We start from the raw sequence: 22867 nt of genomic DNA on the forward strand, positions 1-22867 counted from the left end.
CCCGGCCGGCTACTCCCCGGGCGGCTTCCAGGTCGGGTCGACCTCGGAGTACTGGGTAGCAGTCTGCCCCAGCGGTGCCGACGCCGACGGCGGGACACCCGGCGGGCGGGCGGTCAGCGCGGGAGCCGGGTAGTTGCCGCCGAGGCCCGCGGGCCCGGGGTAGCTGGCCGGCGCGTAGCCGCCCGGCGCCCCCGCCGTCCGGCGACGGCGGAGCGACGGGTAGGCGGCCCGCCCCTCGGGCTGGGTGACGGCGGCCGCCCGGAGCGAGCGGATCCGGGCCAGCAGGACGCGTTCGCGGCGGGTGCCGGCCTCGTCGACGAGGCCGCGGACCATGGAGTCGCGCAGGTAGGCCAGCTCCGTCGCCGCGCGCTGCATCCGCAGGGTGGCCAGCAGCCGGTCGGGGCCGAGGAACAGCGCGTGCCAGACGGCCTTGCTGCGGGTGCGCAGCCGCGACAGCGCCGCCGGGTCCCCTTCGGGCAGCCAGCCGACCCGCACGTAGTCGACCAGCCGGTCGCGGATCAGCCGGCCCTCGCGGAACAGCTGGCGGACGACGAAGACGACGACGCCGACCACCAGGGGCAGGGCGACGAAGAGGTAGACGAAGAGCTGGCTGCGGCCCTGGGTCAGCGAGGCGGTGGTGTTGAAGGCCATGTGCAGGAACGCGGCGGCCAGGTAGCCGGCCAGCGGGGCGACCACCCGCACCGTCTTGCTCTTCGAGCGCAGCGCGACGGCCAGGCCGATCCCCAGCATCGCGGTGAAGAGCGGGTGGCCGAAGAACGTGATGAGCCCGCGGAGCACGAACAGCTGCTGCAGGGCCTCCAGCGGCGGCACCTGGCCGAAGGTCCGCGCCGCGAAACGGTAGGCGCGGCCGTAGTACAGGATGTTCTCGACGAAGGCGAAGGCCGCCCCGGACAGCCCGGCCAGCACGATCCCGCTGAGCCGGCTCACCCACTGGTAGCGCATGAGGATGGCCAGCCAGAAGAGCACGGTCCCCTTGGCCGCCTCCTCCACGAACGGCGCGACGAAGATGGCGGCCCGCGCCCCGGTCGCGGGGTCGCCGTCGCCGGCGATGCTCAGCTGCGACGCGGCCCAGGTGTTGACCTGCGCCGAGACGAAGGTGGCCACGCAGGCGCCCCAGCCGAAGGTCATCAGCCAGACCCAGATCCGCTGGGGGCGGAAGCGGTCGGCCCACAGGAAGACGAGCGAGAGCGGGACGGCGGTGATCGCCGCGTAGCGGGCGGCGATCGGCAGGGCCTCGGTGCCCAGGCCCGGGATCGTGCCGCCGGGCACCTCCTGGTCGGGGACCACCTGGCGGTAGAGCAGCAGCAGGCAGGCGACGTAGCCGAGCAGCACGGCGACGCTGACCCAGAACAGCCGGTTGCGCAGCAGCCGCTTCGGCAGCGGCACCGAGGGGTCGACGTCGGCGGGCAGGCCGTTGCGGCTGAGCGCGCGGCGGTCGTCGGGGGCCGACGTCCGTCCCCGGCGGGTCCGTCGGTCACCGCGCGCGGGGGCACGCCTCTCGCTGCTGGCCACCGACATGGCGCCAGGCTACCCAACGGGCGGGCAGCCCCCGGGTCACTTGGCGAAGGGCTGGAGGAAGGGCTCGACGACCGTGAGCACCTCGCCCGGCCGGTCCTCGTGCATCGCGTGGTCCAGGTCGAGGCCGACGTAGCGCCCGTTCGGCAGCCGCTCGGCGAGGTCGCGCAGCCGCTGCTGCGGCAGGTGGCTGCGCAGGCCGCCGAGGACGAGGGTCTCGGTGCCGATCCGGTCGGCGTACTCCCACCAGCCCGGCGTCGGCTGGTTGCGCCAGCGGTGGACGGCGATCTCGGCGCGCCAGTCGTGGTCGGCGCCGGGCTCGGGCTGGCGCGGGATCGGGCGGGGCGGGTCGGCCGGGTCGGGCGGGGGCATGTCCTCGAGCACCATCATCCGCACGAGGTCGGGCTGGGTGGCGGCCAGCTGGTAGGCCGTCAGCGCCCCCATCGAGTGGCCGTAGGGGATCGCGCCGAGGATGCCCAGCGCGTCCATCAGGCCCGCGACGTCGGCGGTCAGGGCGTCGAGGGAGTACTCCTTCGTCCACTCCGACTCCCCGTGCCCGCGGGCGTCGGGGGCGATGCAGCGGAAGTGCTGCCCCAGCACCGGGGCGACGTGGCGCCAGCTGGCGCTGGAGCTGCCCAGGCCGTGCAGCAGCAGGACGACCGCTCCGTCGGGACGGCCCCACTCGCGGTAGCTCAGCGTGGGCCCGCCCGGGAGCGTCGTGGTCGCCATGGCTGCACAGTATCGGGCCGCTCCCGGGCCGGCGGGTCAGCGGTAGGTGACGGCGGTCAGCCCGGTGGTGCTGTCCCAGGTGATCGTCCCGCCCGAGAAGTCGACGGCGCGCCCGCCGGGGACGGCGTGGTCGCCCCGGACCGGCAGGCCGAGCCGTGACGCCTCGGCGCCCAGCCCGGCGTAGGCGGTGAAGACGGCGCCGTTCACCTCCTGCACCCCCGTCGAGCGGGACCAGTACAGGCTGCCCTGCTGGAAGGCTTGGACCTGCGAGCCGGCGACCGCGCCGCGGTGCTGGGCGGCGGTCGGCAGCCCCAGCCGGGACACCGCGGCCCCCAGCGCGGCGTGGTGGCGGGCGAACGCGCCGTGCACGTCGACGGTGCCGGAGGCCCGGCTGGAGTAGATGACGCCGTCCTGGAACGTGACCCGGCGCGAGCCCAGGACGCCGGCCCGCTCGTCGGAGGTGGGGAAGCCGAGGGCGTGCCGGGCCTCGCCGAGCGCTCGATAGCGGGTCCGGATCGCGCCGCCGACGCGGTGGGTCCCGGTCGTCGGGCTCCACAGCAGGTCGCCCCGCTGGAAGTGGGTGACCCGGCCCTTCCCGACCACCCGCTCCGGCGTCGTGGGCGAGCCCAAGGCGCCCTTCTCCCCGCCCAGCCGCTGCCAGGTCGTGAAGATCGGCGTCCGGTACGAGCCGACCCGGCGGTCGACGGCCTTGCGCAGCGCGCCCATCCGGGAGCGGACGTTGCGGCCGGGGCAGGCGGTCTGCATGACGTCGCCGTGACCGGCGATGACGTTGATGCGCTTGCCCGCCAGGGTGACCTTGCCGCGCGGGTCGCGGTAGAAGCCCTCGAGCTTCCAGGCCAGCACCTTCGCGGTGCTGGTCATCATGGCGGCGGTCGGCTGGCCGGTGTCGAAGTTGCCCATCAGCGAGACCCCGACCGTCTCGCCGTTCCACCGGGTGGCGTGCGCCCCGTGGACGACGGCCCAGACGCCGCCGTAGCGGCCCTCGAAGACGGTGCCGAAGCGGTCGACGAGGAAGTTGTAGCCGATGTCGCACCAGCCCTTGCTGCGGGTGTGGAAGGCGTAGATGCCCCGCACGATGGCCGCCGAGTCGGAGCGGCTGTAGCGGTTGGCGCCGGCGGTGTGGTGGACGATCGCCGCCCGCAGCGTGGTGTCGTAGTCGGGCGTCGCGCAGCGCTTCCCGTTGAGCGTGCGCAGCTTCTCGTCGGCCCCCCACCGGGCGCGGGTCACGATCGCCGGCGCCGGGGAGAGCTTCGGCGCCCCGGCGGCGCGGAGCGCGGCGGCGGGGGGCGGGACCACCACCGCCGTCGGAGCGGCGTCGCTCGGCAGCACCTGCGGGTCGACGAGCGCGACCCGCACGTCGGCCGGGGCCGTCGCGCCGACCGGGTCCGCCGTCGCCCGGAGCCGGACCTCGACGCCGGTCGCGTCGCCGAACCAGCGGGGCTCGGTGCCCGGCCGCGCGCCCGCCGCCTCGGCCCCGTCCGCGTCGTCGGCGCTCGCCAGGGCCTCCCAGCCCGACCAGGCACCGCCGGCCCGGACCCGGACCTCGACGCGCGGCTGCGCGTCGGTGCCGGCCGCCCAGGTGACGCCGACCGTCGAGAACGTGGGCGTGCGCGTCGCCGCGAGCCGGGCCAGCACGGTGCCGGGCCGGGCCCGCAAGGTGCTGGCCGACCGCCCCGCACCACCGGTGGCCGGGACCACGGCGGGCACCGCGAGCTCGCGGACCTCCGGGGTGGCCGGGACCGGGGCCGGCTCGACGGCGGTGGGGGCGCTGGGCGCGGCCGGCGTCGACGGGCTGGTGGGTGCCGCGCCCGCGGGAGTCAGCCAGCCCGCCGTCAGGGCGGCGACGCCGAGCCCGACGAGGGCGGCGCGGACCCGCGGGCTCCGGGTGAGGTGCGGACGGGGACGGGAAGCGGGCGGCATGACGACCTCTCGGCTCGCAGGCGCTCGACCCCCCGGGACCTGGTGGCCCCTTGCTACCACGGATCGGCTCGCCGCAGCGAGTGCTGAGACGTCCCAGCGCAGCGGGCCCCGGATCTGCGAGTTCGCAGCACTCGTGTCACAGCCGGTGCGCCCCCGACTGGATTCGAACCAGTGACCGGCTGATGAGAAGCTGGTCGGGCTGTCGTCTTCTGCGCCCCCGGTAGGAATCGAACCTACGACCGACAGATTAGAAGGCTGCTGCTCTATCCTCTGAGCTACGGGGGCCAGGCGAGCGGTGGGCTCCCTCGTCCGTCCGGGCATCCTAGCCGCTGGTCGCCGCGCGGGACCGGGACGGCGGGTCGTCCGGCGGAGGACCTCGCGACGTAGGTTCGGCCGCATGACCGGGACCGACCGACCTCCCCCGCCCCCGTCCCCGGGTCACGCCCCTCCGGAGTCGGTCAGCTGGCGCTCGCTCGCCGTCCCCGCCTACGGGCCCACCGTGCTGGTCTCGATCGGGCAGGGCGCGATCCTGCCGCTCGTCGCCCTCTCGGCCCGCGACCTCGGCGCCAGCGTCACCGTCGCGGCCCTCGTCGTCGCCCTGGCCGGGCTCGGCCAGCTGATCGGCGACCTGCCGGCCGGCGCGCTGGCCGCCCGGATCGGCGAGCAGCGGGCGCTGATCGGCGCCTGCGTCCTCGACGCCCTGGCCCTGCTGGGCGCGTTCCTGGCCCAGTCCCTCGTCCTGCTGGCCCTCGCCGTCCTGGTCACCGGCCTCGCCGGCGCCGTGTTCAGCCTGGCCCGGCAGGCCTACCTGACCGAGGCCGTGCCGGTCCGGATGCGGGCCCGGGCCCTGTCCACCCTCGGCGGCACGTTCCGGATCGGGCTGTTCATCGGCCCCTTCATCGGGGCCGGGCTGGTCACGGCCTTCTCGATCCAGGCGGGCTACGGGTTCGCGGCGGTGATGAGCCTGTCGGCCGCCGTGCTGACGGCCTTCCTGCCCGACATCACCCGGCAGAGCCGCGCCGACCGCGCGGCCTCGGGGGTGGCGCACCGCACGGTCTGGTCGGTGCTGGCCGAGCACCGGCGCGTGCTGCTGACCCTCGGGCTGGGCGTCCTGGTGATCGCCGCCGCCCGCTCGACGCGGCAGTCGATCATCCCGCTGTGGGCCGAGTCGCAGGGGCTCGACGCCGCGACGACCAGCATCATCTACGGCGTCTCCGCCGGGGTCGACATGCTGCTGTTCTACCCGGGCGGCGCGATCATGGACCGCTTCGGCCGGGTGTTCGTCGCGGTGCCGTCGATGGTCGTGCTGGGTCTCGGCTTCGTGCTGCTGCCGCTGACCAGCACCGCCGTCGGGATCGGCGCGGTCGCCTGCCTGATGGGGCTGGGCAACGGGATCTCGGCCGGCATCGTCATGACCCTGGGCGCCGACGCCTCCCCCGCCGGCCACCGCAGCCAGTTCCTCGGCGGCTGGCGGCTCTGCGCCGACCTCGGCAACGCGTCCGGCCCGCTGCTGATCGGCGCCGTCAGCCTCGTCGCCCCGCTGGCCGTCGCCACGGTGGTGATGGGTGGGCTGACGATCCTCGGCTCGGGCTGGCTGGCCCGCTGGGTGCCGGCCTACGCGGCGGGCCCGCACGCCCGCCTGCGCCGCCGGACCGGACGGCGCCGACCCGGACCGTAGGGTGGGGGGATGCGTGAGCTGATGGTGTGGGCCGACTGCGAGATGACCGGTCTCGACCTGTCCGGGGACGCGCTCGTCGAGGTGGCCGCGCTGGTCACCGACGGCGAGCTGAACGTCCTGGGCGAGGGCGTGGACGTGATCATCAAGCCCGGCGACGAGGCCCTGGAGCGGATGGGCGACTTCGTCCGCGAGATGCACACGAAGTCGGGCCTGCTCGAGCAGCTGGCCACGGGGCTGACCATGGCCGAGGCCGAGGAGCGGGTGCTGGCCTACGTGCGCGAGTTCGTGCCCGACCCGCGCAAGGCACCGCTGGCCGGCAACACCATCGGCACCGACCGGGCGTTCCTAGCCCGCGACATGCCGACCTTCGAGGCCCACGTTCACTACCGCAACGTCGACGTCTCCAGCATCAAGGAGCTGGCCCGCCGCTGGTTCCCGCGGGCCTACTACTCCTCCCCCGCCAAGTCGGGCAACCACCGCGCCCTCGCCGACGTCCAGGAGTCGATCGAGGAGCTGCGGTACTACCGCGACGCCGTCTTCGTCCCCCGGCCCGGCCCGGACAGCGCCACCGCCAAGGAGATCGCCAGCCGGCACGGGGGCGCCCTGACCGGGGTCACCGCGACGCCCGCCCGCTGATTTCAGCATCCGGGTCGGCGGCCGTTACACTCGTCGTCGCCCCTGTGGCCGTCGGACTCCTCCGCCGGATCCGCGGGCAGCGATGGTGGGTGTAGCTCAGTTGGTAGAGCACCTGGTTGTGGTCCAGGTGGCCGCGGGTTCAAGTCCCGTCACTCACCCCATCCGCACGACAGCCCCCGACCGGGTCCCGGTCGGGGGCTGCGTCGTCCCCGGGGTCGGTGGCTCGCCGGTGCGGGCCCTCAGCCCTCGGCGCGGTCCCGCACCACGAGCACCGGGCAGGCGGCGTAGCGCACGCACTGGTCGCTGACCGAGCCCAGCACCATCTCGCGCAGCCCGCCCACGCCCCGGGAGCCGACGACGAGCATCCGCGCCTCGCGGGCGGCGTCGATGAGGGCCCGGACCGGACCCGCGTGGTAGGCCCGGCAGGTGACCTCGACGCCGGGGAACGCAGCGGCCGGCGCTCGGACGTCGTCCTCCAGCTCGGCGGTGACGGCGGCGGCCAGCTCGTCGGTAGAGGGGACGGTGCCGAAGGTCCAGCCGGGCGGCCGCGGCGCCGTGACCATCGACCAGGCCCGGACGACGGTGACCGGTGCGCCCAGCTCGGCGGCCAGCTGGAGCGCCGTCCCCAGCGCACGGGAGGCGCAGTCCGAGCCGTCGTGGCCCACGACCAGCGCGGTCGGGGCGGCGGGCTCGACGTCGTCGGGCGTCTCGGAGATCAGGCGGTCGGTGGTCATGGGGCCACCTTCGTGGGCGTGCCCCCGGTTGTCCAGGACCGGCGCCCCGACGGGGTCAGCGCCGCCGGCCGACCGCCAGGATCGCCACCAGGGCGGCGATGAACATGACGCCGAGGACGGTGCCCTCGACGCCGTGCCCGCTGGCCACCAGGTAGACGCAGGCGGCGAGGAAGGCGAGGGTGACGACGACGCCGTAGTTCAGCCCGCGGGCGTTCAGCTGGGCGTCGCGCTGGTCGAGCAGGTCGATGCGGTCCAGCTCCTTCTCGATCACCGCCCGGGTCTGCGGGTCCGCCTCGGCGTAGACCTGCAGCGGGTCCTTGTAGCGGTCGGTGCCGACGGGTCGTTCGCTCATGCGGGCTCTCTCGGGTGCGGGGCCGGGCCGCGGTCGGGCCGGGTCCGGTCGGGGTCTGCGGGGGCCGGGGCCGCCGGTGCGGGGCTGGGGGTGGTGCGGGTCGCGGCGGACCCGTCGGCGAGCCCGGCCTGCAGCAGGGCCTCGCCGATCCGCCGGGGCGCCTCGTGCGGGTCGACGGAGTCCACGCGGGCGAAGGCCCGCGCCAGCCGGTCGTGCACCCCGGCGCGCCGGACGCCGGGCGGCGGCGAGACGTGCAGGTAGCTGAAGCCGCGGGCCAGCGAGCCGGCCGGGCTGCCCGGTCCGGCGTCGACGGCCGGGCGGGTGCCGAGGGACTCGCTGCCGCGGCGGCCCAGCGGGACCAGGAAGACGAGCAGGGCGACCAGCGTCGCCACCGCCGCCGCGCCCACGAACACCCACGCCACGCCGGCCACGGCACCCTCCCCTCGTCGTGCTCACCCTAGCCAGCCGGAGCGGCCGTTCCCGGCCGGGACGTGAGCGAGCCGACACCGCGGTGCCGCCGTGCCGCGTCGACCGCGCGCGGGCCGCCCGGCGATGATGGGGCCATGGCCGCCCCACCCCCGCCGCAGCACCCCCACCCCGCCCCCGTGCGGCGGGCCGGTCGGGCCCGGCTGCTCGCCGCGACGACCGCCGGCCGGCTGGCCCAGGTGGCGAGCCGGGTCGCCGGCCGCGGCTCCGGTGCCTCGATCCGCGGTCAGGTGATGATGCGGCTCGACCCCGCCGCGCTGGCCAAGCTGCTGCAGGGCAAGCGGGTCGCGATGGTCTCGGGCACCAACGGCAAGACGACGACGACGCACTTCCTGGCGGCCGCCGTCCGTGCCCACCTCGGCGAGGACGCCTCGCAGCTGGTGCACAACGCCGACGGCGCCAACCTGCACTTCGGCATCGCCTCCGCGCTCAGCGCGAACCCGCGGGCGACCACCGCCGTCCTCGAGACCGACGAGCGGGTCGTCGCCGACGTCGTCCGGCTGGGCCGGCCCGAGGTGCTGGTGCTGCTGAACTTCAGCCGCGACCAGCTGGACCGCCACCACGAGATCAAGGGCCTCGGCCGCAGCTGGCGCAACGCGCTCGCGGCCGCCGGGGAGGACGGGCCGGTCGTCGTCGCCAACGCCGACGAGCCGCTGATCGTCTGGGCGGCCGAGACCGCGCGCGAGGTCGTCTGGGTCGACACCGCCAGCACCTGGACCCAGGACGCGTCGCTGTGCCCGAACTGCGGCTCGGCCCTGCTGCGCGAGCAGCCCGAGCACACCGGCGGGCCCGGCGGGGACTGGCACTGCTCCGGCTGCGAGCTGCGCCAGCCTCCGGCGTCCTACCGGGTGCAGGACGGCACGATCGTCGGGCCCGACGGCCAGGTCTGGCTGCCCGAGCTCTCCGTGCCCGGCGCCTTCAACGTCAGCAACGCGGCCTGCGCGCTGGCCGCCGCCGAGCTGCTGGGCGTCCCCGCGGCCACGGCGCTGGCCGGCATGCGCACCGTGACCGCCCCGGCCGGCCGGTTCGCCACCATGCAGGTGGGCGGCACCACGGCCCGGCTGCTGCTGGCCAAGAACCCGGCGGGCTGGGCCGAGGCGCTGCCGCTGGCCCAGAGCGCGACGGTGGTGCTGGCCATCGACTCCGCCGCCGCCGACGGCCGCGACGTCTCCTGGCTGTGGGACGTCGAGTACGAGCAGCTGGCCGGCCGCACGGTCGTGGCCACCGGCCCGCGCGCCCAGGACCTGGCGGTCCGGCTCGCCTACGCCGGCGTCGAGTTCCGCGCCGTGCCCGACCTGGCCCAGGCCCTCGCCGGCCACCCCGAGCCGGTCGACGTGATCGCGACCTACACGCCGTTCCAGCGGCTGCGGAAGATGGGAGGCGTCTGATGACGGCAGCGGGAGGCCTCGAGCAGGGCGCCGGACGGCGGGTCGAGGTGGTGCTGGTCTACCAGTCGCTGCTGGGCATCTACGGCGACCGCGGCAACGCCACCGTGCTGGCGAAGCGGCTGGCCTGGCGCGGCTTCGACGCCGTGCTCACCACCGTCGAGCCCGGCGAGGCGCTGCCGGACACCGGCGACGTCTACCTGCTGGGCGGTGGCGAGGACGCGGCCCAGATCTCGGCCGTCAAGGCCCTGCGCGCCGACGGCGGGCTGCACCGGGCCGTCGACCGGGGTGCGGCCGTGCTGGCCGTCTGCGCCGGCTACCAGATCGTCGGCCGCTCCTTCACCGTGGCCGACGGCCCCGACGACCGCGAGATCGAGGGCCTCGGGCTGCTCGACGTGACCACCACCCGCGGTCCGGTCCGGGCCGTCGGGGAGATCCTCAGCCGCTGGCGGGGCCGCGAGGCCGACGGCGACGCCCAGTGGCTGACCGGCTTCGAGAACCACGGCGGCTACACGGTGCTGGGTCCGGGCGCCACCCCGTTGGCCACCGTCGAGGTGGGCGTGGGCAACTGCGGCGACGGCACCGAGGGCGCCGTGGCGGGCACGGTCGTGGGCACCTACCCGCACGGCCCGCTGCTCGCCCGCAACCCGGCCCTGGCCGACCACGTCCTCGAGCTCGCCCTCGACGAGCCGCTGGCCCCGCTCGACCGGCCCGAGATCGCCGAGCTGCGCCGGCAGCGGCTGGCGGCGGTCCGCCGCTCGGCGCGGTAGCCCCGCCCCCCGAGCCGGCCGGCGGCCTGGCTAGCCTCGCGCCATGCGTACCAGGAAACTCGGACCCTTCACGGTGTCGGCCATCGGCCTCGGCGCCATGCCCGTCTCCATGAACAGCGACAACACCTTCCCCGACGAGGACCAGGCCATCGCCACGGTCCACGCGGCCCTCGACGCCGGCGTCACCTTCATCGACACGGCGGACATCTACAGCCCCACCTGGGACACCATGGGGCACAACGAGCTGATCGTCGGCAAGGCCGTCAAGAGCTGGGGCGGTGACACCTCCGGCGTCGTCATCGGCACCAAGGGCGGGATCACCCGCAGCGAGGGCGAGCAGTGGGGCCGCGACGGCAGCCTGGAGTACCTGCGCTCGGCGGTGCAGAAGTCGCTGACCAACCTGGGCGTCGACGTCATCGACCTCTACCAGTGGCACCGGCCCGACCGCTGGAAGGTCTACGGCGAGGTCATCGGCCACTTCAAGACCCTGCAGGACGAGGGCCTCGTCAAGAGCGTCGGCATCTCCAACGCCAACGTCGAGGAGATCCAGGTGGCCATCGACGTCCTCGGCGAGGGCGGCCTGGTCAGCGTCCAGAACGAGTTCTCCCCGCGCTTCCGCTCCTCCCAGGACGAGCTCGACTTCTGCGGCGAGCACGGCGTCGCCTTCCTGCCGTGGAGCCCGCTGGGCGGCACCGGCGGCGGCGCCCGCAAGGTCGGCGAGGACTTCGCGCCGTTCGCGGAGGTGGCGCAGGCGCACGGCGTCAGCCCCCAGCAGGTCGTTCTGGCCTGGGAGCTGTCGCTGGGCGAGCACGTCATCCCGATCCCGGGTGCCCGCCGGTCGGCGTCGATCACCGACTCCGCGAAGGCGGCCGACCTGGAGCTGACGGCCGACGAGCTGGAGCGGCTGAGCGCCACCCGCGGGCTGGCCTGAGCGCCCGCCCGTGACGCCGACCGGCCCGGAGGGGTACGACGTCGTCGTGGTCGGCGGGGGCCACAACGCCCTCGTCGCCGCGACCTACCTCGCCCGGACCGGTCGGCGCGTGGTCGTCCTCGAGGCGGCCGACCGGCTCGGCGGGGCCGTCGCCGGCGGCCGGCCGTTCCCCGGCGTCGACGCCCTCCTCTCCCGCTTCTCCTACCTCGTCTCGCTGCTCCCCCAGTCGCTGGTCGACGAGCTGGGCCTGGACCTCCAGCTGGCCTCGCGCCGGATCGCCTCCTGCACCCCGGTCGGCGACGCGGCCCTCGTCGTCGAGCGCGTGCCCGGCGCGGCCACCGCGGCCTCCTTCGCCGCGCTCGCCCCCGACGACGAGCCGCGCTGGCGCCGGCTGGAGGAGCGGCTGACCGCCTTCGCGGCCGTCGTCGCCCCCACCCTGACCGGCCCGCTCCCCCGGCTCGAGGACGTCCGGGCCCAGGTGGAGCCGGAGCTGTGGCGGGCGCTGGTGGAGCGACCGCTCGGCGCGCTGGTCGAGGAGAGCCTGGCCGACGACGCCCTCCGCGGCCTGGTGCTCACCGACGCCCTGATCGGCACGTCGGCCCGCGCGCACGAGCCGGACCTGCGGCAGAACCGCTGCTTCCTCTACCACGTCGTCGGCCGCGGGACCGGGGAGTGGAAGGTGCCCGTGGGCGGGATGGGTCGGGTGGCCGCCGAGCTGGTCCGGGTGGCGACCGGGGCCGGCGCCCAGCTGCGGACCGGCGCCCGGGTGACGGGGCTGGCCCCGCAGCCCGGGGGTGGCGCCACCGTGACGCTGGCCGACGGCAGCACCCTCACCGCACCCCACGTGCTCGTCGGCTGCGCCCCCGCGGCCCTGCCCGGCCTGGCGTCCGGCGGTGCCGTGCGGCCCGAGGGCAGCCAGACCAAGGTCAACCTCGTGCTCGCCCGGCTGCCCCGCCTCCGCTCGGGGGTCGACCCGGCGACGGCCTTCGCCGGCACCCTCCACCTGGCCCAGGGCTACGCCCGGCTCGACGAGGCCTGGGCCGAGGCCGAGGCGGGCCGGCTGCCCGACCCGCTGCCGGTCGAGGCCTACTGCCACAGCCTCACCGACCCGACGATCCTCGGCCCGGACCTGCGCGCCGCCGGGGCGCACACCCTCACCCTCTTCGCGCTGCACACCCCCGCCCGGCTGTTCGTCGACGACCCCGACGGCGCCCGCGCCGCGGTGGGCGCCGCGGCACTCCGGTCCCTGCAGGCGGTGCTCGCCGAGCCGCTGGAGGACTGCCTGGCCCACGACGCCGACGGCCGGGCCTGCGTGGAGGTGATGACGCCGCTGGACGTCGAGGCGGAGCTGTCCATGCCCGGCGGGCACATCTTCCACGGCGACCTCGTCTGGCCCTGGCTCCCGGAGGGCGCGCAGCCCGCCACGGCGGCCGAGCGCTGGGGGGTGGCGACGGCTCTCCCCGGCGTGCTGCTCTGCGGCGCGGCCGCCGTCCGCGGGGGCGCGGTGAGCGGGCTCGGCGGTCACGACGCCGCGATGGCCGTCCTGGAGGAGACCGGCGGAGCCTCCCGATTCGACCCTTCCGGCGGCGTTTGGTAATGTTTCTCCTCGCGCGCCGCTAGCTCAATAGGCAGAGCAGCTGACTCTTAATCAGCGGGTTGGGGGTTCGATTCCCTCGCGGCGCACTACCAGCCCTGGTCGACCTCCCGGTCGGCCAGGGCTTTGTCGTCCCCGGGGCTCCGTCCCCGGCGCCAGGCCTCGGGCTAGCCGCTAAGCAGGAGGGACGCCGCCAGCGCGAGCATGACCACCGCGATGACGGCGTCGAGCACCCGCCAGGCGCCGGGCCGGCGGAACACGGGCGTGAGGGCGCGGGCTCCGAAGCCGAGGGCGGTGAACCAGGTGATGCTGGCCAGGCCGGCGCCGAGGGCGAACCACCACCGACCGGGGTCGCCGTGCGCGCTCGCGACCGAGCCCACCAGGAGCACGGTGTCCAGGTACACGTGCGGGTTCAGCCAGGTGAACGCCAGCGCCGCCGCGAGCACCGCCCCCGCGCTGAGCGGGCGGTCCTCCGCCGCCTCCAGCCGGCCGCCGCGGACGGCCCGCCGGGCGGCGAGCAGCCCGTAGCCGACCAGGAAGGCGGCCCCCGCCCAGCGGACGACGACGAGCACCGCGGGCGCCCGCTCGACGAGCGTCCCGATGCCGGCGACCCCGGCCAGGATCAGCAGCAGGTCCGAGAGGGCGCAGACGGCGACGACCAGCGCCACGTGCCGGCGCCGGAGCCCCTGGCGCAGCACGAAGGCGTTCTGCGCACCGATGGCGACGATGAGGGACAGGCCGGTGACGAACCCGGAGAGCGAGGCGAGGAGCACGGGACGACCGTAGGGCCCTGCGAGGCATGAGACCAGTTCATGTTCTGCACGCACCGTAAGATCGCTTCATGGTGACGGTACAGCCCGAGCAGGCGGCGACCCTGGCGGCGATCGTCGGCGAGGGGACCTTCGACGCGGCCGCCCGCCTCCTGCACCTCACCCCGTCCGCGGTGAGCCAGCGGGTCCGGGCGCTGGAGGTCGCCGTCGGGCGGCCGGTGCTGCGCCGGGTCCGGCCGGTGGAGCTGACGGAGGCCGGCGAGGCCGTCGTGCGCTTCGCCCGGCAGCTGGAGCTGCTCGCGGCCGACCTCTCCGACCAGCTGGCGCCGGCGTCCGCCGGGAGCGCGCCGCGGATCACCCTCGTGGTCAACGGGGACTCGCTGCACACCTGGGCCCTCGACGGGCTGGCGACGGTGGCCGACGACGTCCAGCTCACCGTGCTGCGCGAGGACCAGGACCACTCCCTCGACCTCCTGCGCCGGGGCACCGCGCACGGCGCGGTCACCGCCACCGCCGCCCCGGTGCCGGGCTGCTCGTCGCGCCCGCTCGGCGTGATGCGCTACCGGCCGGTGTGCTCCCCGGGGTTCGCGGCCCGCTGGTTCCCCGACGGCCCCACCCCGGCCGCCCTGGCCGCCGCCCCGGTGGTGGTCTACGACGAGAAGGACGACCTTCAGGACCGCTACCTGCGGCGGGCGCGCCGCGCGGCGACAGCACCGCCGCGGCACCACGTCCCCGCCACCGCCGAGTTCGGCCGCGCCCTCCAGCTGGGCCTGGGCTGGGGCATGCTGCCCGACCTGCAGCTCGACCGGCTGGAGCCCGGCTCCCTGCGCCCGCTCGCCCCCACGGCACACCTCGACGTGGCCCTGCACTGGCAGCAGTGGCGGCTGGCCGCGGCCGGTCTCGACCGGGTGGCCGCCGCCGTCGCCGAGGCCGCCCGGGCGCTCCGGACGCCCCCGGCCCTCGGTCCTCGGCTCTGATCAGCTCGCCCGAGCACGGGGTCGCTAGGAGTCGCAGCCGACCCCGTCACCATCCCGGTCCAGGTCGTAAGGGTCCGCTCCGCTGACCTGAACGGTCCCCTCGACATACTCCGGTCCGTTGCCGCTCCCACCCGAGCAGTCGTAGTCCGATGCAGGCGGAAGACAGGGCGAGTATCCATCCGTGCAGCCACCGCTCTCGTCCCCGACGGCCTCGTCCTCGGCCTCCTCCTCACGCAGCGCCTGCGCCTCAGCCTCTTGCTCTCGTAGCGCCTGCTGCTCGGCGGCCTCCTCAGCAGCCCGCTCCTCGGCGGCCCTGATCTTCGCTGCCTTGGCCTTCGCCTTGGCTTTCGCCTTGGCCTCTGCCTTCGCCTTGGCCTCCGCCTTCGCCTTGGCCTCCGCCTTCGCCTCCGCCTCCGCCTTCGCCTTCGCCTTCGCCTTCGCCTTCGCTGCGGCCTTCTCCTCGGCGGCTCTCACCTTCTCCGCCTCAGCCTTCGCCCGTGCGGCTTCCGCTCGTTCCGCCTCAGCCCGCGCGGCCTCCGCCTCGGCAACCTGTGCCGCCTCGTCCTGACTTACCGCAGGGGTCTCCGCCGCCCCCGCCGCGTCCACGGCGTTGACGGGACGCGTTGCCGGAGGTTGGGCAGCACCCGCCGAACCCGCGGTCGGTCCACCGACCAGGACCCCGATCGAGAACAGGGCCACCAACAGTGCCAGCGGCGCTGCCAGCAGAACGGTCAGAAACCGGTGACGGCCGAACCATGTCGTCGACCGTTGCTCTTCCTGCCAGAACTGCCACCCACGCGGAGCCGGACCCCAGCGTGGGTCAGGCCGCCAGCCAGCAGGAGGACGCCAGCCAGCGGGTGATGCCGGCCAGTTGGGTGGGGACACGAATCGCTTGGTCATCGGACACCCCCTGGCCGGCGGGGGCAGCGGTCGGGGGTCTCGGGGAAGGACACCGGATGACCCTAGGAAGGCTGAGGACGAGCCGCGGCACGCGCTCGAGACCGTTACCCAACTGCAGCGCACGTTCGGCGGACATCCGCGGGCGGACCGCCGACGAGGACCCCCGCCCCCTCGGCTACCGTGCGACGGGCACCACCGCCCGAGAACCCCGAGGAGCCCTGCATGCGTGTCGTCGTCACCGGAGGAACCGGCAAGGCCGGGCAGTGGGTCGTCCGCTCGCTCGCGGGGGCCGGCCACGACGTCGTCAACCTCGACGTCGTCGACCGCCCCGAGCTGGACCTGCCCGCGGAGTTCTGCCGCGTGGACCTGACCGACGCCGGCAAGGTCTACGACGCCCTGTTCCAGTTCCGCCCCGAGGGGATCTGCCACCTCGCGGCCAACCCGGCGCCCAGCGGCCAGGCGCAGGTCGACGTCTTCACCAACAACACCCTCAGCGCCTACCACCTCATGCAGGCGGCCGGGGACGCGGGCGTGCGGCGCTTTGTCTACGCCTCCAGCGAGATGGCCACCGGGCTGCTCACCGAGGGCACCGTCCCGGACCGGATCCCGTTCGACGAGTCCGAGCGCCGCCCCTCCCCCAACGCCTACGCGCTCAGCAAGTACCTCAGCGAGGTGATCGCGGACTCCCTCGCCGTCCGCTACCCGGACACCGCCTGGGTGGGCCTGCGGATCAACAACGTCATCCCGCCGGACACCTACGACCGCTTCGCCGCCGAGTGGGAGGACCCGAGCATCAGCCGGGGCAACTTCTGGAGCTACATCGACGCCCGCGACGTCGGCACGGCCTACCTCGCCGCCCTGGAGGGCACGACGAGCGGGCACGAGGTCTGCCTCATCGCCGCCGCCGACACCCGGGCGAAGCGCGGCCTGCGCGAGCTGATGGCCGAGCACTACGACGGCTACGACCGGTTCGCCGACGACTACGAGGACCCGCGCTCGGCCTTCGACTGCAGCCGGATGCGCGAGCTGTTCGGCTGGAAGCCCAGCCACAGCTGGCGGGACTGACGCGCCGGCTGCGGACGGGGCCGCCCGCTGCCACACTGGCGGCGTGGACAGCCCCGTCCCGCGGCCGCGCTCCGTGCACCGCTCCCTGACGACCCGTCACGTGCTCGCCGGCGTCGCCCTGCTGGTGCTGCTCGCGCTGGCGCCGTTCTTCGTCAGCGCGGGCCTGCTGGCGCCGGGCTGGGCCGTCGTCGTGCTGGTCGGGGCCTGGCTGGCCCTGCTGGTGCTGGGGGTGGTCTGGTTCCGCCGGCGCCCGTGGTGGGTGCTGCCGCTGCCCGTCGTGGCGGTCCTCGTCTGGGTCGGGGCGCTGAGCGCCGGGGAGGCCTTCCTCGGCTGGACGGGCTGAGTCCCTACCCGAGCCGGCTGCGAGACTGTCCCGATGAGCACTCTCGGCGTCCCCCTGGACGCGGACGCCCTGCCCCCGGGTTGGACCGCCCGTCCGCCCGGGGACGCCGACGTCGCCACCCTCACCCTGCTGCGCGAGGCCACCCGGCGCGCCCCGGACGGCGCCCCCGCCGGGACCGCGCCCGCCGACACCTCGACCGTCGAGGCCGTCGTCGTCGGCCCGGCGTCCTGGACGCGGCGCCAGCTGCTGGTCACCGACCCCGACCGGGCCGCCGTCGCGTGGGCCGTCGTGCACGACCGGGCCGCCGGCCGGACCGAGGTCGAGGTGATGGTGCTGCCCGGCGCCGAGCACGCCGACCGGATCGCCGCCGCGCTCTTCCGCTGGGCCGAGGCGGCCGGCCGGGTGGTCGCCGCGCTGCGGCGGGTGCCCTCGACCCAGCTCGACTCCGGCAGCCGGGCCGACGACGCCCGCCAGCGCGGCTGGCTGGCCGAGGCCGGCTACGCCTGCGTGCGCACCTGGCTGCAGATGAGCCGGCCCGTCGACCCGTCCGAGGCCGCGCCGGACGCCCTGCCGGGTGCGCGACCGGGCGTCACGGTCCGCCGCGTCCGCGCGCACGACAACGGGCTGCCGGTGGCCGAGGACCTGCACCTGGTGCACCAGGTGCTGGAGGAGTCGTTCGCCGACCACTTCAACTCCTACCGCGAGGGCTTCGCCGAGTTCGTCGTGCGGCTGCAGGAGGACCCCTGGCACCGCTGGGACCACTGGTGGATCGCCCTCGTCGACGTCGACGGCACCGAGCAGGTCGGCGGCGCCCTCATCAGCTCGGTGCTGCCGCCCGACGCCGGGGGCCGCTACGGCAGCTACGTCGACTACATCGGCGTGCACCGCCGGGCCCGGGGCCGCGGGGTCGCGAAGGCGCTGCTGCACACGGTCATCGCCGACGCCGCCCGCCGGGACCGCAACCGGGTGGGCCTGGAGGTCGACGCCGACTCCGAGACCGGCGCCGACGGCCTCTACCTGTCGCTGGGCTGGCGCACCGGCTACCGCACGGAGTCCTGGCACCGCTACGTGGAGACCGGGCGCTGAGCCCGCTCCCGACGGCCGGTCCTCACCCGTCGCGGCGGCGGCGACGCGTACCGTGAGGGCGTGAACGGGCTCAAGGCGCACCTGCTGCTGGCGGTCTCGGTCCTGGTCGGCTCCGCGGTGCCCTTCGTGCCGACCGGGGAGATGGTCAGCGGCGCCGCCGCCTACGCGGCGCACTCCGAGCTCAACGTCGTCCTGATCTTCCTCATCACCTGGATCTGCTCGGTGCTCGGCGACACCCTCATGCTGCTCGAGGCCCGCTGGGGCCGACGCCGGCTGCAGGCCTGGCTGGCCCGGCACCGCTTCGGCACCCGGGTCACCGCCGCCCAGGACGCGCTCACCCGCAACGCCTTCAACGCCGTCGTCACCGGCCGGCTGATCCCCGGCGGCCGCACCCCCGTCATCGTCGCGCTGGGGCTGTCCCGGTTCCCGGTGCGGAAGTTCCTGCTCTTCGACACCGTCGCCTGCGCCCTGTGGGCCGGCATCTACGCCACCCTCGGCTCCATCGGGGGCCGGATCGCCAACCACCCGGTCTGGGCCATGGTCGTCGCGATCGCCTTCGCCGTCTCGGTCGGCCTCCTCGTCACCCAGCTGCACCGGCTCTGGAGCTGGAACCAGGACCGCCGGACCGCGCGCAGCGCCTCCCAGCCGCTGCCGACGCCCGTCGGCGAGGAGGGCCCCGACCCCGACCCCGAGCGCAGCGGCGCCCACCCGGTCGAGCGCTCCTAGACCGGACGCCGCCAGACCGCGCCGTACCGCCACAGCGCCCGGCGGCGCAGCCGCACCCCCGGGAGGACCGCCCGGAAGGCGTCGCGGGTCTCCGCGCGGCTGAGCGCGACGTCGCGCACGGGCACGCCCGGGTCGCGGGCGCCGCCGTGCCGGGCCTCCAGCAGCCGGGCTCCCACCAGGTCCAGGGCGCCGGCGACGTGGTCGGCCCAGCCCTGCTCACGGGCGAGCCCGACCACGACGAGCAGGCCGCCCGGCCGCAGCAGCCGCCGGACCCGCTCCAGCGCGGCGACCAGGTCGAGGTGGTGCAGGCTCGCGACGGCGCAGACGACGTCGACGGAGCCGTCCGCCGCCGGCCACTCCAGCAGCCCGGTCGTCTCGACCCGGACGTGGCCGAGCCCTGCCGTCCGGGCCCGGGCGCGGGCGCGCTCGGCCGTCGCCGGGTCGGGCTCCAGGCCGACGACCTCGGCGCAGCGCGGCGCCAGCCGCTCCAGCAGCAGCCCGTCCCCGCAGCCGACGTCCACGGCGGTCCCCACGCGGGCGGGCAGCTCCGACAGCAGCCAGCCGTGGTGGTGGGTGTTGTGGTTCCAGTAGCCGCCGGGCGGTGCCGCGCTCACCGGTCCGCCCCCGGACGCAGCACTGGCGCCGACGCGGGGGTCCGCGTCGGCGCCAGGCTGCTGGTCGGGGTGCGACCGGGGCTACTTGACGCCACCTGCCGTGAGGCCGGCGACGATGCGGCGCTGGAAGATCAGCACCGCGATGAGCAGCGGCACCGTCACGATCACACCGGCGGCCATGATCGTGCCGTACGGGGTGTCGAAGCCGGTGACGCCGGTGAACTTGCTGATCGCCACGGTGGCGGTCTGCTTGCTCGGGTCGGGCAGGAAAGTCAGGGCCAGGAGGAACTCGTTCCAGGCCCCGATGAACACGATGATCGCCGTGGTGAACACACCCGGTGCCGCGAGCGGCAGGATCACCTTGCGGAAGGCGACGCCCGGCGTGCAGCCGTCGACCATGGCCGCCTGCTCCAGCTCGACCGGCAGCTGCTTGAAGAACGCCGTGAGGTTCCACACGGCCAGCGGCAGGCCGAAGCTGAGGCCCGGGATGATCACCGACTGGTAGGTGTTCACCCAGTACGGGAACCAGGTGAACGGCTCCGTGGAGGAGAACATCTTGAGCAGCGGCGGGATCAGGATGATCAGCGGGAACATCGAGCAGGCCATGATCACCCAGAGCACGGCGGCCTTGCCCCGGAACTGCAGCCGGGCCAGCGCGTAGGCAGCCACGATGCCGAACACGAGGGTGAGCACCGTCGTCGTCCCCGAGACGATCAGGGAGTTGACCAGCGACCGGCCGAAGTTGTTCCCGCCGGCGAACACGCCGCTGTAGTTCTCGACCGAGACCGGGCTGGGGATGAACTCGGTGCTGCGGCCCTCGGTGGGGATCCGCAGCGACGAGACGATCATCCAGTAGAAGGGCAGCACGCAGTAGAGCACGATCAGGCCCATGCCGATGTAGCTGGCCACGACCCCGAAGCGGGCCTTGCGGCTGCGCTTGGGGTGCGAGAGGGCGGCGACCTGGTCCGAGGAGGTCTGCTGCGTGGTGCCGACAGCGGTGGCCATCAGTGGTTCCCCCCCATCTGCTGCAGCGCGGGGACGGCGCCGGTGGTGGCGTCGCGGTCGCCGCGCTTCTTCTTGGCCTTCTTCGGCGCGCTGTCACCGATGACGTCCGCGCCCAGGATCTTCACGAAGAGGAAGGCGATGAGCAGGACGTAGATGAACAGCACGATGGCGTAGGCCGCGGCGGGCCCGTACCGGCCGGCGTTGGCCTCCAGGTAGGCGAAGATCGACAGCGTCTCCACCCGGTACTTGCCCGGCCCGATCATGCCGTAGGGCAGGTCGAACATCCGGAGCGTGTCGAGCGTGCGGAACAGCACGGCCACCACCAGGGTCGGCCGCACCATCGGCAGGGTGATCCGGGTGAACTGCTGCCAGGCCGTGGCCCCGTCGACCTTGGCGGCCTCGTAGACCTCGGCCGGGATGGTCTGCAGCCCGGCCAGGGTCAGCAGGCCGATGAACGGGGCGGTCTTCCAGACGTCGGCGATGATGACGGCCCAGAAGGACGACGCGCCGTCGGCGAGCCAGAGGATCTGCGACCCCAGGATCCGGTTCATGACACCGGCCTCGTCGAAGATCAGCTTCCACATGAGCGCCGACACGATGGTCGGGATCGCCCACGGGACGAGGATGCCGGCGCGGACGATGCCGCGGCCCCGGAAGGCCTTGGCCATGATCAGCGCCATCGCGACGCCGAGGACCGTCTCCGCCAGCACCGCCACCACCGTGATGAAGGTGGTGTTGAGGAACGCGTTGATGAAGCGGCCCAGCTGGCCGTAGGAACCGCTGACGGTGTCCTGCCCGCTGAAGATGGCCGTGAAGTTCTCGAGCCCGGAGAAGCGCTCCCCGCCGGCCACCAGGCCGGTCGTGGGGTCGACCCCGGAGTTGGTCTGGAAGAAGGACTCGCGGATCGACATCAGCACGGGGATGCCCGCGACGACGATGATGACCAGCAGCGTCGGCGCCAGCAGGATCCAGGCCAGCCGGCCCTGCCCGTCGCTGAGCGCGTTCTTCTTCCGCTTGCGTCCGTCGGCTGACGGCGGACGGACGGGTGCTTCCGCGGTTGCGGTTGCCATGCTGCCTACCTCCCCTTGCGAAAGGCGCCGGATCCCGGTGCCGCTGGGCGGCACCGGGATCCGTCGGGAACCACTGCGTCTTACTGGATCAGGCCCTCGAGCTTGGTCTGCAGGCCGGAGAGAGCGGCGTCGGACGTCTGCTGCCCCTGCAGGGTGCCGTACGCGGCGTCCTGGATGGCCAGCGTGACGTCACCGTACTTGACGGCCTTCGGCCGCGGCTGCGCGGTCTCGATCGACTTCAGCAGGATGGGCATGTAGGGGTACTTCTTGACCATGTCCGGGTCGCTGTAGAGCGCCGAGCGGGTCGGGGCCGCCGACGTGGCGAGAGCGTTCGACTTCTGGACCTCGGCCGAGCCGAAGTACTTGATGAAGTCGGCCGCGGTGCCCTTGTTCTCGGCGTTGGCCGCGATGCCGAAGTTGTGCCCGCCGAGGCTGGACACGCCCGGGCCGCTGATGCCCGGCAGGGCGGCGACGTCGAACTTGCCGGCGACCTTGGACGAGCCGTCGGTCTTCTGCGCCAGCGCGTACACGTAGGGCCAGTTGCGGTGGAAGATCAGCTCGCCGTCCTGGAACGCCTGACGGCCCTGCTCCTCCTGCCAGGTGATCGCACCCTTGGGGATCGTGCCGTCGGCGAACATGCCGCTCAGCGCGTCGAGCCCGGCCTTGGCCTCGGGGGTGTTGACGTTCGCCTTGCCGTCCTCGCCGACGATGACGCCGCCGGCGCTGTTGACGGCCTCGGCGAAGTTCACCGTCAGGCCCTCGTACTTCTGGTACTGGCCGGCGAAGCAGTTGAGCTTGGCGTCGCCCTCGCCGTCCTTGATCGTCTTGCAGGCGGCCTTCATCTCGTCGAAGGTGGTCGGCGGCTGCAGGTCGTACTTGTCGAGCAGGTCCTTGCGGTAGTACAGCAGGCCGCCGTCGGAGGACGTCGGGTAGGCGTACAGCTTGTTGAAGTACGTGCCGGAGTTGACCGTCGCGGGCACGAAGTCGTCGGTCGGGAACTGGTCGGCCGGCAGCGGGACGATGTACCCGTTGGCGGCGAACTCGGCGGTCCAGACGTTGTCCACGCTCAGGACAGCCATCTTGGTGTCCTTGATCTGGGTGTTCTGGATCATCTGCTGGCGCTGCTGGTCGGCGTTGTCGGGCAGCTCGCGCAGGGTGACCTGCTCGTCAGGGTGGTCCTTGTTCCAGGCCGCGATGATGTTCTTCACGTTGCCGGAGGTGTCCTTGCCCTGCCAGTACTCGATCGGGCCCTTCTTGGTGAGGTCCACGGCCGGCGCGGACGAACCGCCGGCGGCGGGGGTCTCGCCGCTGCCACCGCAGGCGGCGGCGGCGAGCAGTGCGGTGAGTGATGCAGCGGCGATCAGGACGCGCCGCGCGGGACGAGCGGAAGTCATACAGGCCTCACTTCGTTGTCGAGATGGCACCCATCCGTTGGTGCACTGCGCCAGGCTAGATGATCTCCGTCACAAAACCACGACTCCCCCGACCCCGGTCACGATTTGTTACCGATCAGTAGGACGGGGTAACGCTTTCCCGCCA

Annotated in this window: 23 protein-coding genes and 3 tRNA genes; 13 read left to right on the forward strand and 13 right to left on the reverse strand. The window is 74.3% G+C overall.

Annotation, left to right across the window (positions count from 1 at the left end; genetic code table 11):
• Positions 1-9: 9 nt before the first annotated feature.
• The 4 genes from JOF54_RS05905 to JOF54_RS05920 form a co-directional block, all read right to left on the reverse strand.
• Positions 10-1539 carry a PrsW family intramembrane metalloprotease gene (locus JOF54_RS05905; protein WP_210053864.1) on the reverse strand — a complete coding sequence of 510 codons (1530 nt, stop codon included), beginning with the start codon at positions 1537-1539 and terminating at the stop codon, positions 10-12.
• Between the two features lie 36 nt (positions 1540-1575).
• The gene (locus JOF54_RS05910; protein WP_210053867.1) at positions 1576-2265 is read right to left on the reverse strand and encodes an alpha/beta fold hydrolase; all 690 of its coding nucleotides are present in this window, start codon (positions 2263-2265) and stop codon (positions 1576-1578) included.
• A 36-nt stretch (positions 2266-2301) separates the two neighbouring features.
• Complete coding sequence (locus tag JOF54_RS05915) at positions 2302-4206, reverse strand: N-acetylmuramoyl-L-alanine amidase (protein WP_210053869.1); 1905 nt, start codon at positions 4204-4206, stop codon at positions 2302-2304.
• Positions 4207-4418: 212 nt separating this feature from the next.
• Positions 4419-4491 (reverse strand) — tRNA-Arg (locus JOF54_RS05920).
• A gap of 112 nt (positions 4492-4603) precedes the next feature.
• Here JOF54_RS05920 and JOF54_RS05925 point away from each other — a divergent pair.
• The 3 genes from JOF54_RS05925 to JOF54_RS05935 all read left to right on the forward strand — a co-directional run bounded on the left by JOF54_RS05925 (position 4604) and on the right by JOF54_RS05935 (position 6681).
• Complete coding sequence (locus tag JOF54_RS05925) at positions 4604-5884, forward strand: MFS transporter (protein WP_210053870.1); 1281 nt, start codon at positions 4604-4606, stop codon at positions 5882-5884.
• Positions 5885-5902: 18 nt separating this feature from the next.
• Entirely contained in the window at positions 5903-6520 is a 618-nt protein-coding gene (gene orn / locus JOF54_RS05930) for an oligoribonuclease (RefSeq protein ID WP_210059380.1), read from the forward strand.
• Positions 6521-6605: 85 nt separating this feature from the next.
• A tRNA-His gene (locus JOF54_RS05935) sits at positions 6606-6681 on the forward strand.
• Positions 6682-6759: 78 nt separating this feature from the next.
• Here JOF54_RS05935 and JOF54_RS05940 read toward each other — a convergent pair.
• Genes JOF54_RS05940 through JOF54_RS05950 form a run of 3 tightly spaced genes read right to left on the reverse strand, consistent with a single transcriptional unit; the run spans position 6760 to position 8037 of the window.
• On the reverse strand, positions 6760-7254 hold the full coding sequence (locus tag JOF54_RS05940) for a universal stress protein (RefSeq protein WP_210053871.1): 495 nt from the start codon (positions 7252-7254) through the stop codon (positions 6760-6762).
• A gap of 55 nt (positions 7255-7309) precedes the next feature.
• Entirely contained in the window at positions 7310-7606 is a 297-nt protein-coding gene (locus JOF54_RS05945) for a hypothetical protein (protein WP_210053872.1), read from the reverse strand.
• A complete protein-coding gene (locus tag JOF54_RS05950) occupies positions 7603-8037 on the reverse strand; it encodes a hypothetical protein (protein WP_210053873.1) in 435 nt (144 codons plus the stop codon). Before JOF54_RS05950 ends, JOF54_RS05945 begins: the two co-directional genes overlap by 4 nt.
• A 291-nt stretch (positions 8038-8328) precedes the next feature.
• Between JOF54_RS05950 and JOF54_RS05955 the strand changes: the two genes are divergently transcribed.
• From JOF54_RS05955 to JOF54_RS05975, 5 genes are all read left to right on the forward strand, one after another.
• Positions 8329-9480 carry a Mur ligase family protein gene (locus JOF54_RS05955; RefSeq protein ID WP_210059381.1) on the forward strand — a complete coding sequence of 384 codons (1152 nt, stop codon included), beginning with the start codon at positions 8329-8331 and terminating at the stop codon, positions 9478-9480.
• Positions 9480-10247: a type 1 glutamine amidotransferase gene (locus tag JOF54_RS05960; RefSeq protein WP_210053874.1), complete on the forward strand. Its 768-nt coding sequence runs from the start codon at positions 9480-9482 to the stop codon at positions 10245-10247. Before JOF54_RS05955 ends, JOF54_RS05960 begins: the two co-directional genes overlap by 1 nt.
• Positions 10248-10290: 43 nt before the next feature.
• Positions 10291-11178 carry an aldo/keto reductase gene (locus JOF54_RS05965; protein WP_210053875.1) on the forward strand — a complete coding sequence of 296 codons (888 nt, stop codon included), beginning with the start codon at positions 10291-10293 and terminating at the stop codon, positions 11176-11178.
• 10 nt (positions 11179-11188) lie between these two features.
• A complete protein-coding gene (locus JOF54_RS05970; protein WP_210053876.1) occupies positions 11189-12775 on the forward strand; it encodes a phytoene desaturase family protein in 1587 nt (528 codons plus the stop codon).
• A 13-nt stretch (positions 12776-12788) separates the two neighbouring features.
• Positions 12789-12861: transfer RNA gene (locus JOF54_RS05975), tRNA-Lys, on the forward strand.
• Between the two features lie 78 nt (positions 12862-12939).
• Here JOF54_RS05975 and JOF54_RS05980 read toward each other — a convergent pair.
• On the reverse strand, positions 12940-13545 hold the full coding sequence (locus tag JOF54_RS05980; protein ID WP_210053877.1) for a LysE/ArgO family amino acid transporter: 606 nt from the start codon (positions 13543-13545) through the stop codon (positions 12940-12942).
• A 68-nt stretch (positions 13546-13613) separates the two neighbouring features.
• Here JOF54_RS05980 and JOF54_RS05985 point away from each other — a divergent pair, with 68 nt between their 5' ends.
• Positions 13614-14519: an ArgP/LysG family DNA-binding transcriptional regulator gene (locus JOF54_RS05985; protein WP_210053878.1), complete on the forward strand. Its 906-nt coding sequence runs from the start codon at positions 13614-13616 to the stop codon at positions 14517-14519.
• Between the two features lie 24 nt (positions 14520-14543).
• Here the strand turns inward: JOF54_RS05985 and JOF54_RS05990 are convergent, their stop codons facing one another.
• Positions 14544-15419 (reverse strand): hypothetical protein, encoded by an 876-nt coding sequence (locus JOF54_RS05990; RefSeq protein WP_210053879.1) that lies wholly within the window; start codon positions 15417-15419, stop codon positions 14544-14546.
• Positions 15420-15641: 222 nt separating this feature from the next.
• Between JOF54_RS05990 and JOF54_RS05995 the strand changes: the two genes are divergently transcribed.
• From JOF54_RS05995 to JOF54_RS06010, 4 genes are read left to right on the forward strand one after another with little or no spacing between them, the layout of a single operon-like run.
• Positions 15642-16484, forward strand: a complete 843-nt coding sequence (locus JOF54_RS05995) for an NAD-dependent epimerase/dehydratase family protein (RefSeq protein WP_210053880.1) — start codon at positions 15642-15644, stop codon at positions 16482-16484.
• Between the two features lie 43 nt (positions 16485-16527).
• Positions 16528-16827: a hypothetical protein gene (locus JOF54_RS06000; protein WP_307803875.1), complete on the forward strand. Its 300-nt coding sequence runs from the start codon at positions 16528-16530 to the stop codon at positions 16825-16827.
• Positions 16828-16860: 33 nt separating this feature from the next.
• The gene (locus JOF54_RS06005; RefSeq protein ID WP_210053881.1) at positions 16861-17913 is read left to right on the forward strand and encodes a GNAT family N-acetyltransferase; all 1053 of its coding nucleotides are present in this window, start codon (positions 16861-16863) and stop codon (positions 17911-17913) included.
• 60 nt (positions 17914-17973) lie between these two features.
• Positions 17974-18639: a DedA family protein gene (locus JOF54_RS06010; protein WP_210053882.1), complete on the forward strand. Its 666-nt coding sequence runs from the start codon at positions 17974-17976 to the stop codon at positions 18637-18639.
• Here the strand turns inward: JOF54_RS06010 and JOF54_RS06015 are convergent.
• The 4 genes from JOF54_RS06015 to JOF54_RS06030 form a co-directional block, all read right to left on the reverse strand.
• The gene (locus JOF54_RS06015; protein WP_210053883.1) at positions 18636-19253 is read right to left on the reverse strand and encodes a class I SAM-dependent methyltransferase; all 618 of its coding nucleotides are present in this window, start codon (positions 19251-19253) and stop codon (positions 18636-18638) included. The two genes, JOF54_RS06010 and JOF54_RS06015, sit on opposite strands and share 4 nt — an antisense overlap.
• 81 nt (positions 19254-19334) lie before the next feature.
• On the reverse strand, positions 19335-20258 hold the full coding sequence (locus tag JOF54_RS06020; RefSeq protein ID WP_372443474.1) for a carbohydrate ABC transporter permease: 924 nt from the start codon (positions 20256-20258) through the stop codon (positions 19335-19337).
• Positions 20258-21328: a carbohydrate ABC transporter permease gene (locus tag JOF54_RS06025; RefSeq protein WP_210053884.1), complete on the reverse strand. Its 1071-nt coding sequence runs from the start codon at positions 21326-21328 to the stop codon at positions 20258-20260. The genes JOF54_RS06020 and JOF54_RS06025 overlap by 1 nt, the downstream gene beginning before the upstream one ends.
• Positions 21329-21408: 80 nt before the next feature.
• The gene (locus tag JOF54_RS06030) at positions 21409-22722 is read right to left on the reverse strand and encodes an ABC transporter substrate-binding protein (RefSeq protein WP_210053885.1); all 1314 of its coding nucleotides are present in this window, start codon (positions 22720-22722) and stop codon (positions 21409-21411) included.
• Positions 22723-22867 lie beyond the last annotated feature (145 nt).

This window comes from Microlunatus capsulatus, from assembly GCF_017876495.1.
In the GTDB taxonomy this organism is placed as follows: Bacteria; Actinomycetota; Actinomycetes; order Propionibacteriales; family Propionibacteriaceae; genus Microlunatus; species Microlunatus capsulatus.

What these genes read in the sequence shown, in the direction of transcription:
- JOF54_RS05905 (WP_210053864.1), bottom strand. Translation starts at nt 1,539, where the DNA reads ATGTCGGTGGCCAGCAGCGAGAGGCGTGCCCCCGCGCGCGGTGACCGA.
- JOF54_RS05910 (WP_210053867.1), bottom strand. Translation starts at nt 2,265, where the DNA reads ATGGCGACCACGACGCTCCCGGGCGGGCCCACGCTGAGCTACCGCGAG.
- JOF54_RS05915 (WP_210053869.1), bottom strand. Translation starts at nt 4,206, where the DNA reads ATGCCGCCCGCTTCCCGTCCCCGTCCGCACCTCACCCGGAGCCCGCGG.
- JOF54_RS05925 (WP_210053870.1), top strand. Translation starts at nt 4,604, where the DNA reads ATGACCGGGACCGACCGACCTCCCCCGCCCCCGTCCCCGGGTCACGCC.
- JOF54_RS05940 (WP_210053871.1), bottom strand. Translation starts at nt 7,254, where the DNA reads ATGACCACCGACCGCCTGATCTCCGAGACGCCCGACGACGTCGAGCCC.
- JOF54_RS05945 (WP_210053872.1), bottom strand. Translation starts at nt 7,606, where the DNA reads ATGAGCGAACGACCCGTCGGCACCGACCGCTACAAGGACCCGCTGCAG.
- JOF54_RS05955 (WP_210059381.1), top strand. Translation starts at nt 8,329, where the DNA reads ATGCGGCTCGACCCCGCCGCGCTGGCCAAGCTGCTGCAGGGCAAGCGG.
- JOF54_RS05960 (WP_210053874.1), top strand. Translation starts at nt 9,480, where the DNA reads ATGACGGCAGCGGGAGGCCTCGAGCAGGGCGCCGGACGGCGGGTCGAG.
- JOF54_RS05965 (WP_210053875.1), top strand. Translation starts at nt 10,291, where the DNA reads ATGCGTACCAGGAAACTCGGACCCTTCACGGTGTCGGCCATCGGCCTC.
- JOF54_RS05985 (WP_210053878.1), top strand. Translation starts at nt 13,614, where the DNA reads ATGGTGACGGTACAGCCCGAGCAGGCGGCGACCCTGGCGGCGATCGTC.
- JOF54_RS05990 (WP_210053879.1), bottom strand. Translation starts at nt 15,419, where the DNA reads ATGACCAAGCGATTCGTGTCCCCACCCAACTGGCCGGCATCACCCGCT.
- JOF54_RS05995 (WP_210053880.1), top strand. Translation starts at nt 15,642, where the DNA reads ATGCGTGTCGTCGTCACCGGAGGAACCGGCAAGGCCGGGCAGTGGGTC.
- JOF54_RS06005 (WP_210053881.1), top strand. Translation starts at nt 16,861, where the DNA reads ATGAGCACTCTCGGCGTCCCCCTGGACGCGGACGCCCTGCCCCCGGGT.
- JOF54_RS06020 (WP_372443474.1), bottom strand. Translation starts at nt 20,258, where the DNA reads ATGGCCACCGCTGTCGGCACCACGCAGCAGACCTCCTCGGACCAGGTC.
- JOF54_RS06025 (WP_210053884.1), bottom strand. Translation starts at nt 21,328, where the DNA reads ATGGCAACCGCAACCGCGGAAGCACCCGTCCGTCCGCCGTCAGCCGAC.
- JOF54_RS06030 (WP_210053885.1), bottom strand. Translation starts at nt 22,722, where the DNA reads ATGACTTCCGCTCGTCCCGCGCGGCGCGTCCTGATCGCCGCTGCATCA.